The sequence below is a fragment of the Heminiphilus faecis genome, from assembly GCF_008728965.1.
GTDB lineage: Bacteria > Bacteroidota > Bacteroidia > Bacteroidales > Muribaculaceae > Muribaculum > Muribaculum faecis.
Genome location: NZ_VSMC01000003.1, coordinates 112,478 through 127,647 on the forward strand (window position 1 = coordinate 112,478; position 15,170 = coordinate 127,647).

The window sequence follows — 15,170 nt, forward strand, 5'->3', positions numbered from 1 at the left end:
CTCCATCACATTACATTAAGCACCTGTTCCTTTATCTGCTCAAGCTCGTCTTTCATCTTAACGACTATCTTCTGCATCTCGGCATGGTTGGATTTAGAACCCAATGTATTGATTTCACGCCCCATCTCCTGACTTATGAAACCTAACTTCTTGCCTTGCCCCGAACCGCTTTCCATAGTCTCCATAAAATAATTGAGATGCTGTGCAAGACGCTGCTTCTCTTCGTTTACATCCAACTTTTCTATATAAAAAATCATCTCCTGCTCAAGCCGGTTCTTGTCAAATGCCACACCATCAAGTTTTGACAGGTTATCCATGATTCGAGCACGTATCTTGTTCACCCGCTCCTTTTCATAAGGCTCCACCGCAGTCAGAAGTTCTCTTATATTATCAATCTTTTTTGTAAAGAACTCGTAAAGTTTACGACCCTCTTTCTCCCGAAACTGCATAAGAGCCTCTATAGCGTTGCTTACCGCGTCAAAAAGCACATTGGCATCCTCTTCCGATATCGCTGCCGGAAGTTCGCTTTTGATTGTCTCGGGAAATCTGAGCAATACGCTGTACCAATCATCAGGCCAAGCTATACCAAGCTGACGAGCCATCTCTTCCACCTGACCCTTGTATGAGGCCATAAGCGGGACATTGAGCGACACAGTAGGCTCCGCTCCTATCGACTCGGCATAAATCTGAAAGTCTACCTTACCACGTTCAAGTCGCGCCGCTATCATGTTGCGGAACGACAGCTCTTTTTCGCGGAATGCCGCAGGCACACGCGACGTTATATCAAGTTGCTTACTGTTAAGCGATTTTATCTCGACTGTTATTTTTTTATTCGGGATAGCGGCAATCGACTTGCCAAACCCTGTCATGGAAAGTATCATGGGCTGTTATTTTCTCACAAAATTAAAAAAAACTCCCGACATTAACGGAATTAAATCGTAACTTTGTAATAAATTATTCAATGATAAAAGTAAATGGCGGCAATTTTAAATATCGAAACATCGACCGACGTATGCTCCGTAGCGCTAACCTACGACGGCCAAGTAGTGGCACAACGGGAGGATTATCGCGGACATAACCACGCCACACTGTTAAGCGGTTACATCAAGGACTGCATGGATGAAGCAAAGAACAAAAACCTGAAACTTGACGCCATAGCGGTAAGCATAGGTCCGGGAAGCTATACAGGTCTGCGCATAGGGCTTTCGGAAGCCAAAGGACTTGCCTATGCTCTTGACGTGCCCCTGATAGGTGTCGATACATTGGCCATAATGGCAGTGACGGTGATGTTCAGCGATTTTTTTGACAGTGACGTAATGTTTGCACCGATGATTGATGCCCGTCGTATGGAAGTTTATACGGCCGTCTACAATTATGCGTTGGAAACCTTGCTCGCCCCAACACCGCTCATCCTTGACGAAAACAGCTATGACCGGTATCTTGACCGCGGCCCTGTAATATTCTTCGGAAACGGAAGCGACAAAGCCAAGCCTCTTCTTGAGAAGCACAAAAACGCCAACTTCATAACAGAGATACATCCATTGGCTGTCAACATGACGGCTCTTTCGGAACGTGCCTACAGAAACCGCGATTTTCTTGATCTCGCCTACTCCACTCCACAGTATCTGAAAGAGTTTCAAGCTACCAAACCAAAATCGATTTTCTAACCGGTCACACCCGCTTAAACAATCCAATCATAAAATATAACCGATGAAAATAACCGATTTCATAGCGGCCAACGGCCGCACCGGATTTTCATTTGAGGTACTGCCTCCGCTCAAAGGACGCGGTATAGCACAATTGTTTCGCAACATAGATTCACTTAAGGAATTCAATCCGCTGTATATCAATATAACCACTCATCGCAGTGAAATGGTGTACAAAAACACTCCTGACGGACTTTACCAGAAAGTAAGTGAACGAAGCCGCCCCGGTACCGTGGCTGTGGCAGCCGCCATCCAGCAAAAGTACGGCATACCGGCTGTGCCTCATATAATATGTAGTGGTTTCTCAAAAATAGAAACCGAGTATGCCCTCATAGACCTCAACTTTCTCGGCATAACCAACCTGCTCATTTTACGCGGTGATAAAGCGAAACACGACAATCGGTTCATACCGAACGACAACGGATATGCCCATGCATCGGAATTGCAGATGCAGGTAAATGAGTTTAACAGGGGCTACTTCATCGACGGCACAAAGATGGACATCGTCACCGGAGAACAGTTTTCGTATGGAGTGGCCGGCTATCCGGAAAAGCATGAAGAAGCGCCCAACCCAGACATAGATCTGCAATATCTTAAACACAAGGTCGATAACGGGGCCGAATATATCGTGACCCAAATGTTTTTTGACAACGAAAAGTACTACAATTTTGTCGACAGGTGTCGTAGGGCGGGCATAAATGTTCCGGTTATTCCGGGTTTAAAACCCATCACGACAAAAAGCCAACTTACCCTTCTGCCCAAAGTCTTTCATGTCGATCTCCCCATGGAACTTGCCAAAGAACTTATAGCCTGCGAAAACGACGCACAGGCAAAGGAGATCGGTATCGAATGGTGCAAAGGACAGGCCGCCGACCTTATTGCCCACAATGTGCCAAGTATACACTTTTACTCATTAAACGCCACAAAAAGCGTAGAGACCGTAGCCCGCGCCGTTTATTGATTAAATTATTTTCTCCATGAAATTCAGTGACATACCATCACATCAGACCGCCAAAGAACGTCTGCGGGCAATGATTGACAACGACCGTATACCACACGCCGTTCTGCTTGAGGGTCCGGCCGGAATCGGTAAATTCGCTCTTGCACGCGCTACTGCCCAATACATACACTGCGAAAACCGCACCGATGGTGACAGTTGCGGAGTATGCCCGTCATGTGTGCAGCATCAGTCGTTTAATCATATCGACACTCATTTTGTATTTCCGATTGTAAAGAAAAAGAGCGGACAGACTACCTTGTGTGACGATTATATCGACGAGTGGCGCGACTATTTATCGCAAAATCCGTATATGGACTTCCAGAACTGGATGACAGCATTAGGCTCACCGACCTCTCAACCGACCATATATGTAGACGAGAGCGACGCACTAATACGAAAGCTCAGCTATACATCGCATGCGGCCCGCTATAAGGTCGCCCTAATATGGCTTCCCGAACGGCTCCATGAGAGCGCGGCCAATAAACTGCTGAAACAGATTGAAGAACCGTATTCAGATACAATATTCATACTTGTCAGCAACGAGGCAAAAAAAATATTGCCGACCATATACTCACGCACACAACGCATAGAGTTAAAACGCCTTGCCGATAATATAATAGCCGATGATCTGACAAAAAATTTCTCGGTAGACCCGGCGGACGCGATGGCATTGGCGCACATTGCCGAAGGCAATATGATAAAAGCGCATAACAGCCTGAACCTAAGTCGCGAGAACCATCTGTTTCTCGATCTGTTCATGACCCTTATGCGACAGGCCTACCAGCGACATGTAAAAGAATTAAAAGAGTGGTCTGCGGAAGTAGCCGCACTCGGACGCGAACAAGAGCTGCGATTCGTTGAATACTGCCAACGTCTTATCCGTGAAAATTTCATCTACAATATCAATCGTCCGGAACTGAACTATATGAACCGGGAAGAAGCGATTTTCAGTTCAAAATTCGCCCGTTTTATAAACGAACGCAACGTTCAGAACATAATGGCGGAACTCGACAATGCATATACCGACATTGCAGGAAACGGCAACGGCAAAATAGTATTGTTTGACTTGGCGGTAAAAATGATTATATTGCTAAAAACATAGTCTGTCATGAAGCCTTTTCTGCAAAGTATAGCCGAGGTATACCATGACCGGGAAAAAGACAGACTGATTGACTACTGTTTCGTATTCCCCAATAAACGTAGCGGAACATTCTTTCGTCAATATCTGTCGCAATGCACACCTTCGGGTACCCCTTTCTTCGAGCCTGCGGTAATAACGATAAGCGAATTTATATCATCATTTTCCGATTATGTGGAAGCATCGCGTTACGACCTGCTGTTCACCCTTTTTACCGAATATGCGAAATTGTCGAAAGAAACCGAGGACTTCGACAAATTTGTATTCTGGGGCGACATGCTTGTCAATGACTTCAACGATGTAGACCGTTATCTTGCCGATGCGCACCAACTGTTCAGAAACGTAAAAAATGTACGTGAAATAGCCACCGATTTTCTTACAGAAGAGCAAAAAGAGGTCATAACCCGATATTGGGATGTCGACCTGCAATCCTATAGCCCCGAACAATTCTGGACCCATCTCACCAAAGAAGGAGAGCCTCGGGTAAACAGAGACTCATTCGTGCAACTATGGGAGATACTCGACCCGTTATATCATGCGGTAAAAAATAGCCTTGCATCAAGAGGCCTCTGCTACTCAGGCATGCAATACCGCGAAGTCGCTGAAAAACTAAGCGGCATGACCGCCGACAAGCTGCCCTATTCACGCATAATATTTGTGGGGTTCAATGTTCTTTCCACATCGGAAATACATATTTTCAGCCGGTTGCGCGATATCGGGACAGCTGATTTTTATTGGGATTATAATCTACCCAAAGAGATTAAAGAAAATTGCTCGGCTACGCACTTCATACGCAAATATGTAAAAGAGTTTCCCTCTCGATACGATTTATCGGACGAATCCATGTCTTTGCCAGATATAGAGATTGTAAGCGTGCCGTCCAATGTGGGGCAAGTAAAACTTGCAGGAGACATAATCAGACAAATGACCGTTGACGGCGTTATAGTCAACCCGGACAACGCAATAGATACGGCGGTAGTATTGCCGTCGGAAGAACTGTTTGTCGACCTGCTCCATTCGGTGCCGCCTGAAATCTCGACAATAAACATAACCATGGGTTATCCGCTCCGTCAGACATCGGTCGCGGTGCTTATGCGCAATATAATGTCAATGCATCTTCGTGCAAAAAAAGTGCGCGGACTATGGCACTTCTTCTATGAAGATGTAAAATACGTTATCACCCATAGCCTTATAATTTCATTTGCCGGAAAATCGTGCGAAACTCTGAAAAACGATATTGAAACCCGACGCATGTTCCTTATACCGTCAGACTACATCGCCGCAAACTATCCCGATCTGACAACGGTATTTTTCCCGGTAGAGGACCTGATGTCGAGCAATAACGTATTCAGATACGTATCGGAACTTACCGAATATATTTTATCGGAACTGGCAAAAGCGCCAAAAGACAGTAACAACGCACTCGAAACCGGTTTTGTGACACGCTACCGACAATCGGTCGAACAGCTCCAGCGTGCTACGGAAAAATACGGCATCACCATGCGCGACAACACATTCTTTCATCTGATAGAACGTACTGTCAATACCGAAACTGTCAATTTCGTCGGTGAGCCATTGTCAGGACTTCAGATCATGGGCGTGCTCGAAACCCGTGCGCTTGACTTCAAAAACATCATACTTCTGTCAATGAACGAGCGAATATTTCCACGTAAACATTATTCCCGCTCATTCATACCCAATGTACTGAGGCAATGCTATGGATTGTCCACCATGGAATTTCAGGAATGCATATATGCTTACTACTTTTATCGGCTTATCTCACGAGCATCAAATGTAAAGCTTCTATATGACGGGCGCACATCAGGGCTTAAAGGGGGCGAGATGTCACGTTACTTGTACCAGCTGCTCTATATGTTTCCGTCAGACAATTTGAAGAGACTAAACGCATGCTTCAATGTACCGGCCACACATGCCGGCGAATCATTTTCAGTAACCAAGGATGACCGGATAATGTCGCGGATAAATTGCTATCTGTCAACATCCGACAACAAACGCTATCTTTCGGCATCAGCCATTAACACATATCTGCAGTGTCCGTTAAAATTTTATTTCGGATATGTGGAAAACGTGCGGGCCGAGGAAGAAATGAAAGATTATGTCGACGAAAGCCGCTTCGGACGCATAGTTCACGAAGTACTTGAGTTTTCCTACAAGCGCATGCGCGGTCCTGCAGCCAAAGTCGAAATAACAGCTGAAGTCATCGAACGCCTTAAAAGCGAGACCGTAAAACTTGACAGCATCATAACTTCATCAATAAATAAACTCTACAACAATCTGCCTTCACAGACAGGTGACAACGAAGAGTATGAAAATCTCACTCCTCTTACAGGTGAGACAAAGATACTCGGTGAGCTAATCAGGGAATTTGTAATAACACTGTTTGACCGGGAAAAAGCATTTGTACCGTTTTACTTCGTTGAAGGCGAACGCGAAGTGTTTACTGACCTTCCGCTTGATGATACACGCAGCTATAACATACGTGGAAGCATAGACCGTATTGATGAAATGACCGATGGCCGTGTAAGAATCGTAGACTACAAAACCGGCAACGATGAGATAAAGGTCATGGACCTTAACGACCTTACAGAAAGTACTGCGACAAAATCGCACAACAAAGGTGTGTTGCAGCTATTCCTGTACTGCAACATGCACGCCCGCGACCGTCACTTCACCGGAGCGATATGGCCCATGCTGTACGCTATGAAGAAAATATTTACCGACGGGCTGCAACCGGTTAAAATAGAAGGAGAACCGCTGTATGACTACATAATCCACAATGATGCCGTGATGGAGGCCCTCAACAGCAAGTTGCGTAACCTGTTTGACCGTGATACTCCTTTCGTGCCAACCCCATCGGACAAGCACTGCCATTACTGCGACTTTAAAGCCATGTGCGGCATGGCGCCGTCTTAAATACACATACATGGCCGGAGTTTATATACATATACCGTTTTGCCACTCAAAGTGTGCTTACTGCGATTTTTACTCGATCCCAAGACAAGAAGCCGTGTCAGATTATGTGTATGCACTGCTTAAAGAATGGGATGCAAGACATAATGAACTGACAGATCCGATAACGACCGTATACTTAGGAGGTGGTACTCCTTCATTATTATCTCCGGCCATGCTGTCGGCGATAACATCGGTTTTTGCAACACCCGACGTCAAGGAATTTACCATCGAAGCCAATCCGGAAGACATCACCGAACAATGGGCGGAACATATAATCGGTTCAGGCATAAACAGAGTAAGTTTAGGCATACAGTCGCTCATCGACAGAGAGCTATCAGCTGTTGGCCGACGCCATACCGCGGCTGAAGCCGTCAAAGCAATCGAAACCTTGCGCAAGACCGGCATCACAGAGATAAGCGGCGACCTTATATACGGACTGCCGGAACAGACCGTCGATACATGGCGATACTCGCTCGACACATTGGCCGCTCTCGGACTGCCCCATATATCGGCCTACTCTCTGTCATATGAAGAAGGCACCCGTCTGCACGCGCGGCTTCTTGCGGGAAAGCTCCAAGAAACCGACGAAGATACCGTGGCCGCCATGTATGAGTACATGACGCGAACGCTTGATTCGGCCGGATACGAGCACTACGAGATATCCAATTTTGCCAAGCCCGGACATAGAGCACAACACAATAGCTCATATTGGCACTTCATTCCCTACCTCGGCCTCGGACCGGGCGCCCACAGCTTTGACGGAAAGATAAGGAGAGTCAACAAAGCCGACCTGCGTGGATACATATCGGCTATGACCACCGGCAGCATTTTTTTCACGGAAGAAGACGAATCGCCTGCTGATCTGCTAAACGACTATATAATAACAGGACTGCGCACAATGGAGGGTATTGACTTGAACAACATGGCCGCAAAGTTTGGACAAAGACAAACGGTCGGCTTCATGAACCGGTGTCGCCCGTATATAAGAAATGGCAGTCTTACCGAGCATGGAACCCGCATATGCTTCGATGAAGCATCATGGCTCGTATCTGATGGTGTACTGCGGGAACTTATCTATTGACGTCAGTCATGATGGTAGGGCTCGCCACGCAATATTGTCATGGCCCGATAAAGCTGTTCGGTAAAAAAGAGTCGTATCATTTCGTGGGAGAATGTCATCTTTGACAGTGACAGCAGACCGTCGGCTCTGTCATAAACCGACTTGGAGAAACCATAAGGGCCTCCGACAATAAACAGCAGACGTTTTGGCACTATGCTCATCATGCGGTCCATAAAGCCTGCAAACTCACGCGATGTCATCTCACGTCCTTTCTCGTCAAGCAACATGACCCTGTCGCCCGGCTTTATATAATCGAGAAACTGTACCCCTTCAAGTTCTTTCTGCCGCTCCTCGGTCATTGATTTTGTAGATTTTACGTCAGGCAGACAAGTGATGTCAAACGGCACATAATGCCCGAGTCGTTTCACATAATTGTCGACACCCTCCTGAAGATAGCGTGACATCGTACGCCCTATTACCACCAGCTCAACTTTCATAACTCCTCATTATATAATATCTGCAATACAAAATTAACCAATCTATCACACAAAACAAAGCACAATTGGTTTCAATCGTCAATATTTGACGATGCTATGCAGACGGTTACCGGCTCAAACGGCAAGAACGCAAGCAATCAATAATAATATCATTATCAGCCTGCCTGTCGCTATGTTTTTTAGTGAATATTATATATTTGCAATTTTAATTCATAGTTATTTTTATCCTTTTGAGGTACGAGTGTGGTTTGAAGGCATGGCTCTGCCGGTCGACCGTATCTGTCAAATTTAAGTCGCTTGTCCTCGTCGAGATCCTGAAAGGCTCGTATTGAAACTTCCTTGTCAATCACTGTTGAGAAATCAACAGGTATTATGACTGCATCTTCCTCCACCTCGATTGCGACTTTGAGAAGTTCTTTGTCTTCGCAAGTCACAGATAGATAGAGAGTCCCATCGACATACGGCAACTCGCTCAAAGTAATTGTACAGGCCGTAGATTCGGCTTTCGCACTGACGCATATCGCTATCAATGCGAAGACTAATAATAATTTCTTCATTTTTTCACGTTACTTATTGATTCATACGATTGAGAGTTGTGTAATTTGCGTTGTGATGTGCTTCGCTTTTTACCTTTGTAAAGATTTAATGTTACCCCTACCCAAAATAGCTGGCGCGTAGATGACACATAGTATTCCCTGTCAAACCCAGCAATAGCATTCAAGTCACGGCTTTTCATATTGATATTGCCAATAGGATTAAAGGCTCCTGCCATAAATGTGGCGTTACGGCAGGTATAGCCAACTCCTATATTCAGCATATTATTGTTGGCGCTGTATATATCCTCGCCCCATAGGACATTGTATGTAGTGTTGTATTTTACCATAATCCACCAAGGACCTTTGACATACATAAGCTGGGAATTTACAAAGGGCTGGGAATAATTGTGGCGATAATTGAAACCTTTGCTGACTGTCCTATGCCAGCCACCTTCCAAAGAAAGCGTCAACTGTTTTATGAATATGGGCAATCCAAACTGTGCCTTGACAGTAAAATTGTTGTTATATCCGAAATTATAGTAGGTCCTGACTATTTGATGCTCAATATATGTTTTTGCACCCATTATTGGCTTATGGCTGTAGGTATTGCCGACAGTAAATTTTAACGACATTTCCTTGTATCTGCCGTCAAACTCCAATTTTGTTTCATATTGCTGAAAGACTGACACAGAGGGATTGCCTCTACTCCATTGGAAACGGTCAACCTGTTGTAGCACAGGATTAAGTTGATTCACTGTTGGAGATACCGTATTTACGTTTCCTATAAAGGAGATGCCGCCCCATGTGGCTGGTGTATACCGAATATATGTACGTGGATTCGCATTGAAATAATTATGTTTCAACGGCTCTTTCACGCAATAGGCAGTTCCTCCTATGCCAATACTATATTGAATTTTATCCAAAGTCTGTTTCCATTCAACAAATAAGGCACTTACGACACTTTTTTCATTGACGCTTAAGGATTTATTATAGCTTGCATCATTCCACTCGCCCAAACTGCGGATGCCGGATGACAGTGTGCCGTTTCCAATGCGACATTCCCAAACACCTTCACCGAACAACCGGTATCCACGGTTGGATATGGTCGTAAATAATTCCACTTCCGATGTCAGATAGCTACGATTGTTGGAGCCGTTTATAACTGTCGGTATCATATTAAAATACAGCTTGTTGGCTTTATTTATTTTCCAATGCAAATAGACATCCAAATCAATCTGTGTCGATTTTATTGGCAATTCCTCCCGTTCAAAATCATTTCGAGCCTCATAACCACCCGTCATAGTAGTTATTCTCCCCTCGGATATATAACGGTCGTTCTTGCGGAATACACGTAACTGAGTATTAAGCAGTAATTTGCTACCTATCGCATACGAATGTTGCAACGACACCCTATGTGAAGCCATCCTGTTTGGAGCCTTCATGCCATTTTCCAAACGGATTATTTCTGCTCCGTCTGACAATAAAAAGTGTTCGGTATTTTTACGGAACGCTGACATTCTCCACATCGGATTGGACTGAAAATCAAGCATCCATTCACTACGGCCTGATGTATATTTCAATGCTCCGGTATAATTGCCCCACCCACGGTTTACCGATTGGAGCAGGTTTAGAGATATTCCATAACCTATTTCGCGTCGTTTTACAGTTATGTCTATCACGCCTTTTACTTCACCGTATCTCACGCCCGGCTCCGATATATATTCCACTTTGGTAATATCTTTAGGAGATAAAGATATGATATCTATTTGCGACGCAGGGCGCCCGTTAATCCTTATGGACAAATCACCGCCGCCTAACTTTTCAACAGACCCTGTCGCGGGATTAATAATCAGGTCAGGAATTTGCAACCCCGCAAGTAGTTGAACGCCGTTGCTTGTTACATCTTTAAGTTCCTTCGATGGATAAAAAAAGGTCTTATTGCCAATTAGTCTATTATCCGATGCAGTTATGACAACCTCATTGAGCTCGTGCTTTATATACGTCGAATCAAGCAACTCGTTCTGCGCAACAACATTTAGGAATGTGGTCGAGTATAGGAACAATATGACACAATGTAAACGCATAAACGTTAAGCTTGATTATATGGCAAAGTTATACCAAAGAAAAATAATGACTCTCAACTTTGTTTTAGAGTTTTTATTTTTTTATCATATTTCAATAAACATCCGACATCAAGTTCTTGATTGCACAAATTCCCATAGAGTCGCGTCTGTCACCGATACTTTAGAAATGACAGAAAGCCTCAAAATCATAAAAGCAAAAATTATTATTTTTTGTCAGATAAAATGTTTGAGAATAAAGTTTATCATTCGCCATCGACGAGTTACGACAAGCCTTTTTTGCTTCTTGTCAATAGAACGGACAATACTGCGGCATACTTTTTCAAGAGGCATAACCCAAAACAGGCCTTCGCCTTTTGCCATTCGGGTATCAACCAGCCCGGGGCGAATCTCCGTTATGACAATATCCGTTCCTTTTGCCTTACACTGCAGGGACTTCGTATAATTTATCTGGAAAGCCTTGGATGCGCTATAAGCCGGAGCTACAGGAGTCGGCTGCAATCCTCCAACAGAGGTAATGATCACAAGATGACCTGATTTCTGCTCCTCAAATAGTCGGTAAATTAACGATACCGCATTAGTCCAGCCTGTCACATTCACCGAAAGAGTGGACATTTCCGCTTCAACATCCAGTTTGGGATTAAGCTCTCCGATGCCTGCACAGACAATAGCCATATCAATATGACAATACTTATGGAGTGTATTTTCCAATACGTCAACAAATGTGTCCGTTTCGGAAATATCACATAATACAGACTGTGTATGTTCAGGCAATTCTCTCTCCATCTCCGCCAGCAATTCTTTCCTGCGGCCAGTGACAATGACATTATGTTTCATGGATGCATAATGTCTCCACAGGTTATGCCCTATACCTGATGTAGCTCCTATAATCATAATATTCATAGCCGCGTTCATTTTAATATTACTGCTGTTGGATTATCCGACAAAGTTATGACACCGAAAAATAAAAGCTCTTAAACAAAGTTCAGAATCAATATATTTTCTGCTGTTTCCCCATTTTTTACGGATACGATAAATAATGACATACACACATCGTAGCTAAATTAGAGTCATCCAACAATTACACAAGCATATGATACCGTGCTGCAGTACGATGCTGTAATTGTTCCGGGTGGGACAGAATGTAGTTTTCTTCGCAAATATTTTTGTATCTTTGCATCGGTAACTATAACAGCAATCGCGACATATGAAAACAAGAGATGAACTTATCGACGACCTGCTTACGCTGGCATTTGCCGAGGATGTAGGCGACGGTGACCACACCACGTTAAGCACCATTCCTGCCGACGAGACCGGCAAGCAGCAGCTTATCGTCAAGGAGGAGGGCATACTTGCCGGCGTGGACATAGCCCGTAAAGTATTTGAGAAGTTTGACCCGTCACTCAAAATGACCGTATACATCAACGACGGCGCCCACGTCAAGCCGGGCGACATAGCATTTATAGTCGAGGGTACCGTGAGGTCACTGCTGCAGACCGAGCGAATAATGCTTAACATAATGCAGCGCATGAGCGGCATAGCCACTACGACCGCACGCTATCAGGACCGGCTCAAAGGACTAAAGACCAAAGTCCTTGACACACGCAAAACCACTCCCGGCATGAGAATGCTCGAAAAAGAGGCAGTAAAGATAGGCGGCGGCAGCAATCACCGCATAGGACTGTTTGACATGATTCTCATCAAAGATAACCATGTCGATTTTGCGGGAGGTATTCAAGAAGCCGTCGATGCGGCAAAAAAATACCTGAATGAGACAGGGCGTAACCTTAAAATCGAAGTTGAGGTGCGCAATACCGACGAAATCAATCAGGCGCTTAAAGCAGGGGTAGACCGCATAATGCTCGACAATTTCACCCCGGAGCGTACGCGTGAGGCAGTAAAACTTATCAACGGACGCACCGAAGTAGAATCATCGGGAGGCATCACATTTGACACCTTGCGCGATTATGCCGAGTGCGGTGTAGATTTTATCTCGGTTGGAGCACTTACCCACTCCGTAAAAGGCCTCGACATGAGTTTCAAAGCCTGTTAGTCGCGAGTCACAGAAAGCATATCATCGATACCAAAGCCTGCAAACCCGTCTATGAGTCTGTGGGCTTTTCCTTTAAGCCTATCGGCGGGAAGAGTTGTAGTAAGCCCAATGACAACGGCTCCGGAGGCAATTCCGGCCTCAATACCCGACAGCGAATCCTCAAACACATAGCAGTCGGCAGGATTGCAACCGATACGCTCTGCCGCCAGCATATAGCCCTGAGGATCGGGTTTTGAGCAAGTGACATCGGCACCGGTAATTATAGCATCGAAGTAGTCGGCAAAGTGTGGAAGCCGGTCATAGAGACGCTGCATCTTATTGTCGCTACTGCTCGTGACAACCGCCAGCGGTATGCCGGCGGCGCGCAATGCGTCAAGGAACTCAATGACGCCATCGCATACAGGATACTCCATGTTGGCCTCAAATTCATTTATACGGCGAAGCACATCGGCCGACACTTCAGGCGCCGGAAAATATTTAGACAATATCTGTTCGATAGTAGTGCCTTTTATAGCCAGTGAAAATTTCTCTTCCTTTATATCATACAGCTGCGCCAGATTGTCATAAAACTCGCTATACAGACGCTCACTGTCAATCAATACTCCATCCAAGTCAAACAAGACACCGATATTCTTCATATTAAAATCTTAAAAAATTTATGCAAAAATAACTATTCCCCGCTTCATTATTGTTTTTATAGACGTTAATTTTGTAAAATAAATCGTATAATATGGCAACAGCAGACAGTCCGCTTTCATTAGGCTCAAAATCAATAGGGAAGCTACTCGTTCAATATTCGGTACCGGCCATAATAGCAAGCGTGGCGACTTCACTATACAATATTGTCGACAGTATATTCATAGGACGCGGCGTAGGCCCGATGGCCATAGCCGGACTTGCAATCACGTTTCCGCTCATGAATCTGGTCGTGGCATTCTGTACTCTCATTGCCGTTGGCGGCGCCACAATAAGCTCCATATTCATCGGACAGAAAAATGAATCTCGCGCAACCGACGTAGTAAATAACGTCATGACACTCTGCCTCATACACTCCATTGTATTCGGCGGCATAACCCTTATATTTCTTGACGAGATTCTTTACTTTTTCGGAGCTACACCAGAGACAATAAGTTATGCCCGCGAGTTTATGAGAATAATACTCTACGGCACACCCATATCATACATATTCATAGGCCTTAACAACCTTATGAGGGCTACAGGCTATCCTAAAAAAGCCATGATATCTGCGTTGCTGTCGGTACTTGTCAACGTTATCCTCGCACCTATATTTATATTCTCATTCAAATGGGGCATCGCCGGAGCGGCATTTGCCACTATATGCGGACAGTTTGCCGCATTTGTATGGGTCCTGCATCACTTCCTTTCAAAGAAAAGCTTCATCCATTTCCAGTTATCCAACCGATGGTTTACGCCTTCGATTATCAGACGCATATACTCCATCGGATTATCACCGTTTCTGATGAATGTATGTGCCTGTGTGGTTGTGATATTCATCAACAAGGCGCTTCTTGATTATGCAGGCACTTCCGGCAACCTCGCAGTGGGTGCCTACGGCATAATAAACCGCACCACAATGTTTTTCGTGATGATAGTATTTGGAGTCACGCAAGGCATGCAGCCGATACTCGGCTTTAACTACGGAGCCAACAAATGGGATCGAGTCAAACGCACATTATCTATAGGCATATGGCTCGGTGTAGCTATAACAACAGTCGGCTTTGCCGTCACTGAACTGTTTCCCGACACGATAAGCGCTATGTTTACCAACGACGAAACACTTATAGGTATAGCACGCGAGGGTTTCCGCATATACTTCATCGTATATCCTGTAGTAGGATGCCAGATTGTAATACAAAATTTCTTCCAGTCAATCGGCAAGCCGAAACTGTCGATATTCCTCTCGCTAACCCGACAACTGCTGTTTCTTATACCGTTCCTGATTATACTGCCACGACATTTCGGCACAGACGGAGTGTGGGCGAGCATGTGCGGTTCCGACCTGCTCGCAGCCATAGTAGCTGCAGCGACAGTACTGGTAATGATCAAGCGTCTAAACAAGCGGTTTGCAACTCTCTCTCCTATCAACCAAAATTAAACTTACAACA

13 protein-coding genes are annotated in these 15,170 nt (G+C 44.9%); 7 read left to right on the plus strand and 6 right to left on the minus strand.

What is annotated here, in order from left to right:
* Positions 1 to 5 precede the first annotated feature (5 nt).
* A complete protein-coding gene (locus FW767_RS02410) occupies positions 6 to 881 on the minus strand; it encodes a YicC/YloC family endoribonuclease (RefSeq protein ID WP_121698106.1) in 876 nt (291 codons plus the stop codon).
* A gap of 93 nt (positions 882 to 974) precedes the next feature.
* Between FW767_RS02410 and tsaB the strand changes: the two genes are divergently transcribed.
* From tsaB to hemW, 5 genes are read left to right on the plus strand one after another with little or no spacing between them, the layout of a single operon-like run.
* Positions 975 to 1,667, plus strand: a complete 693-nt coding sequence (gene tsaB, locus FW767_RS02415; protein ID WP_121698105.1) for a tRNA (adenosine(37)-N6)-threonylcarbamoyltransferase complex dimerization subunit type 1 TsaB — start codon at positions 975 to 977, stop codon at positions 1,665 to 1,667.
* Between the two features lie 43 nt (positions 1,668 to 1,710).
* Complete coding sequence (gene metF / locus FW767_RS02420; RefSeq protein WP_121698104.1) at positions 1,711 to 2,667, plus strand: methylenetetrahydrofolate reductase [NAD(P)H]; 957 nt, start codon at positions 1,711 to 1,713, stop codon at positions 2,665 to 2,667.
* Positions 2,668 to 2,683: 16 nt separating this feature from the next.
* Positions 2,684 to 3,808 carry a DNA polymerase III subunit gene (locus tag FW767_RS02425; RefSeq protein WP_121698103.1) on the plus strand — a complete coding sequence of 375 codons (1,125 nt, stop codon included), beginning with the start codon at positions 2,684 to 2,686 and terminating at the stop codon, positions 3,806 to 3,808.
* A 6-nt stretch (positions 3,809 to 3,814) separates the two neighbouring features.
* Positions 3,815 to 6,778: a PD-(D/E)XK nuclease family protein gene (locus FW767_RS02430; RefSeq protein WP_121698102.1), complete on the plus strand. Its 2,964-nt coding sequence runs from the start codon at positions 3,815 to 3,817 to the stop codon at positions 6,776 to 6,778.
* 10 nt (positions 6,779 to 6,788) lie between these two features.
* A complete protein-coding gene (gene hemW, locus FW767_RS02435; protein ID WP_121698101.1) occupies positions 6,789 to 7,898 on the plus strand; it encodes a radical SAM family heme chaperone HemW in 1,110 nt (369 codons plus the stop codon).
* A 2-nt stretch (positions 7,899 to 7,900) separates the two neighbouring features.
* On the opposite strand, the gene rlmH is transcribed toward hemW, so the two are convergent.
* From rlmH to FW767_RS02455, 4 genes are all read right to left on the minus strand, one after another.
* The gene (gene rlmH, locus FW767_RS02440; protein ID WP_121698100.1) at positions 7,901 to 8,374 is read right to left on the minus strand and encodes a 23S rRNA (pseudouridine(1915)-N(3))-methyltransferase RlmH; all 474 of its coding nucleotides are present in this window, start codon (positions 8,372 to 8,374) and stop codon (positions 7,901 to 7,903) included.
* Between the two features lie 179 nt (positions 8,375 to 8,553).
* Positions 8,554 to 8,931 (minus strand): hypothetical protein, encoded by a 378-nt coding sequence (locus tag FW767_RS02445; protein WP_121698099.1) that lies wholly within the window; start codon positions 8,929 to 8,931, stop codon positions 8,554 to 8,556.
* A complete protein-coding gene (locus tag FW767_RS02450; protein WP_147438685.1) occupies positions 8,928 to 10,925 on the minus strand; it encodes a TonB-dependent receptor in 1,998 nt (665 codons plus the stop codon). Before FW767_RS02450 ends, FW767_RS02445 begins: the two co-directional genes overlap by 4 nt.
* Positions 10,926 to 11,207: 282 nt before the next feature.
* Positions 11,208 to 11,894: an SDR family NAD(P)-dependent oxidoreductase gene (locus FW767_RS02455; protein WP_121698141.1), complete on the minus strand. Its 687-nt coding sequence runs from the start codon at positions 11,892 to 11,894 to the stop codon at positions 11,208 to 11,210.
* Positions 11,895 to 12,198: 304 nt separating this feature from the next.
* Between FW767_RS02455 and nadC the strand changes: the two genes are divergently transcribed.
* Positions 12,199 to 13,044: a carboxylating nicotinate-nucleotide diphosphorylase gene (gene nadC / locus FW767_RS02460; RefSeq protein ID WP_121698097.1), complete on the plus strand. Its 846-nt coding sequence runs from the start codon at positions 12,199 to 12,201 to the stop codon at positions 13,042 to 13,044.
* Here nadC and FW767_RS02465 read toward each other — a convergent pair.
* Positions 13,041 to 13,682 (minus strand): HAD family hydrolase, encoded by a 642-nt coding sequence (locus FW767_RS02465; RefSeq protein ID WP_121698096.1) that lies wholly within the window; start codon positions 13,680 to 13,682, stop codon positions 13,041 to 13,043. The genes nadC and FW767_RS02465 overlap by 4 nt on opposite strands.
* 92 nt (positions 13,683 to 13,774) lie before the next feature.
* Here FW767_RS02465 and FW767_RS02470 point away from each other — a divergent pair, with 92 nt between their 5' ends.
* Positions 13,775 to 15,160, plus strand: a complete 1,386-nt coding sequence (locus FW767_RS02470) for an MATE family efflux transporter (RefSeq protein WP_121698095.1) — start codon at positions 13,775 to 13,777, stop codon at positions 15,158 to 15,160.
* Positions 15,161 to 15,170 lie beyond the last annotated feature (10 nt).

Coding starts and splice junctions, on each gene's coding strand:
- rlmH (WP_121698100.1), bottom strand. CDS start 8,374: ATGAAAGTTGAGCTGGTGGTAATAGGGCGTACGATGTCACGCTATCTT.
- nadC (WP_121698097.1), top strand. CDS start 12,199: ATGAAAACAAGAGATGAACTTATCGACGACCTGCTTACGCTGGCATTT.
- FW767_RS02465 (WP_121698096.1), bottom strand. CDS start 13,682: ATGAAGAATATCGGTGTCTTGTTTGACTTGGATGGAGTATTGATTGAC.
- metF (WP_121698104.1), top strand. CDS start 1,711: ATGAAAATAACCGATTTCATAGCGGCCAACGGCCGCACCGGATTTTCA.
- FW767_RS02410 (WP_121698106.1), bottom strand. CDS start 881: ATGATACTTTCCATGACAGGGTTTGGCAAGTCGATTGCCGCTATCCCG.
- FW767_RS02455 (WP_121698141.1), bottom strand. CDS start 11,894: ATGAATATTATGATTATAGGAGCTACATCAGGTATAGGGCATAACCTG.
- FW767_RS02430 (WP_121698102.1), top strand. CDS start 3,815: ATGAAGCCTTTTCTGCAAAGTATAGCCGAGGTATACCATGACCGGGAA.
- tsaB (WP_121698105.1), top strand. CDS start 975: ATGGCGGCAATTTTAAATATCGAAACATCGACCGACGTATGCTCCGTA.
- hemW (WP_121698101.1), top strand. CDS start 6,789: ATGGCCGGAGTTTATATACATATACCGTTTTGCCACTCAAAGTGTGCT.
- FW767_RS02425 (WP_121698103.1), top strand. CDS start 2,684: ATGAAATTCAGTGACATACCATCACATCAGACCGCCAAAGAACGTCTG.
- FW767_RS02470 (WP_121698095.1), top strand. CDS start 13,775: ATGGCAACAGCAGACAGTCCGCTTTCATTAGGCTCAAAATCAATAGGG.
- FW767_RS02445 (WP_121698099.1), bottom strand. CDS start 8,931: ATGAAGAAATTATTATTAGTCTTCGCATTGATAGCGATATGCGTCAGT.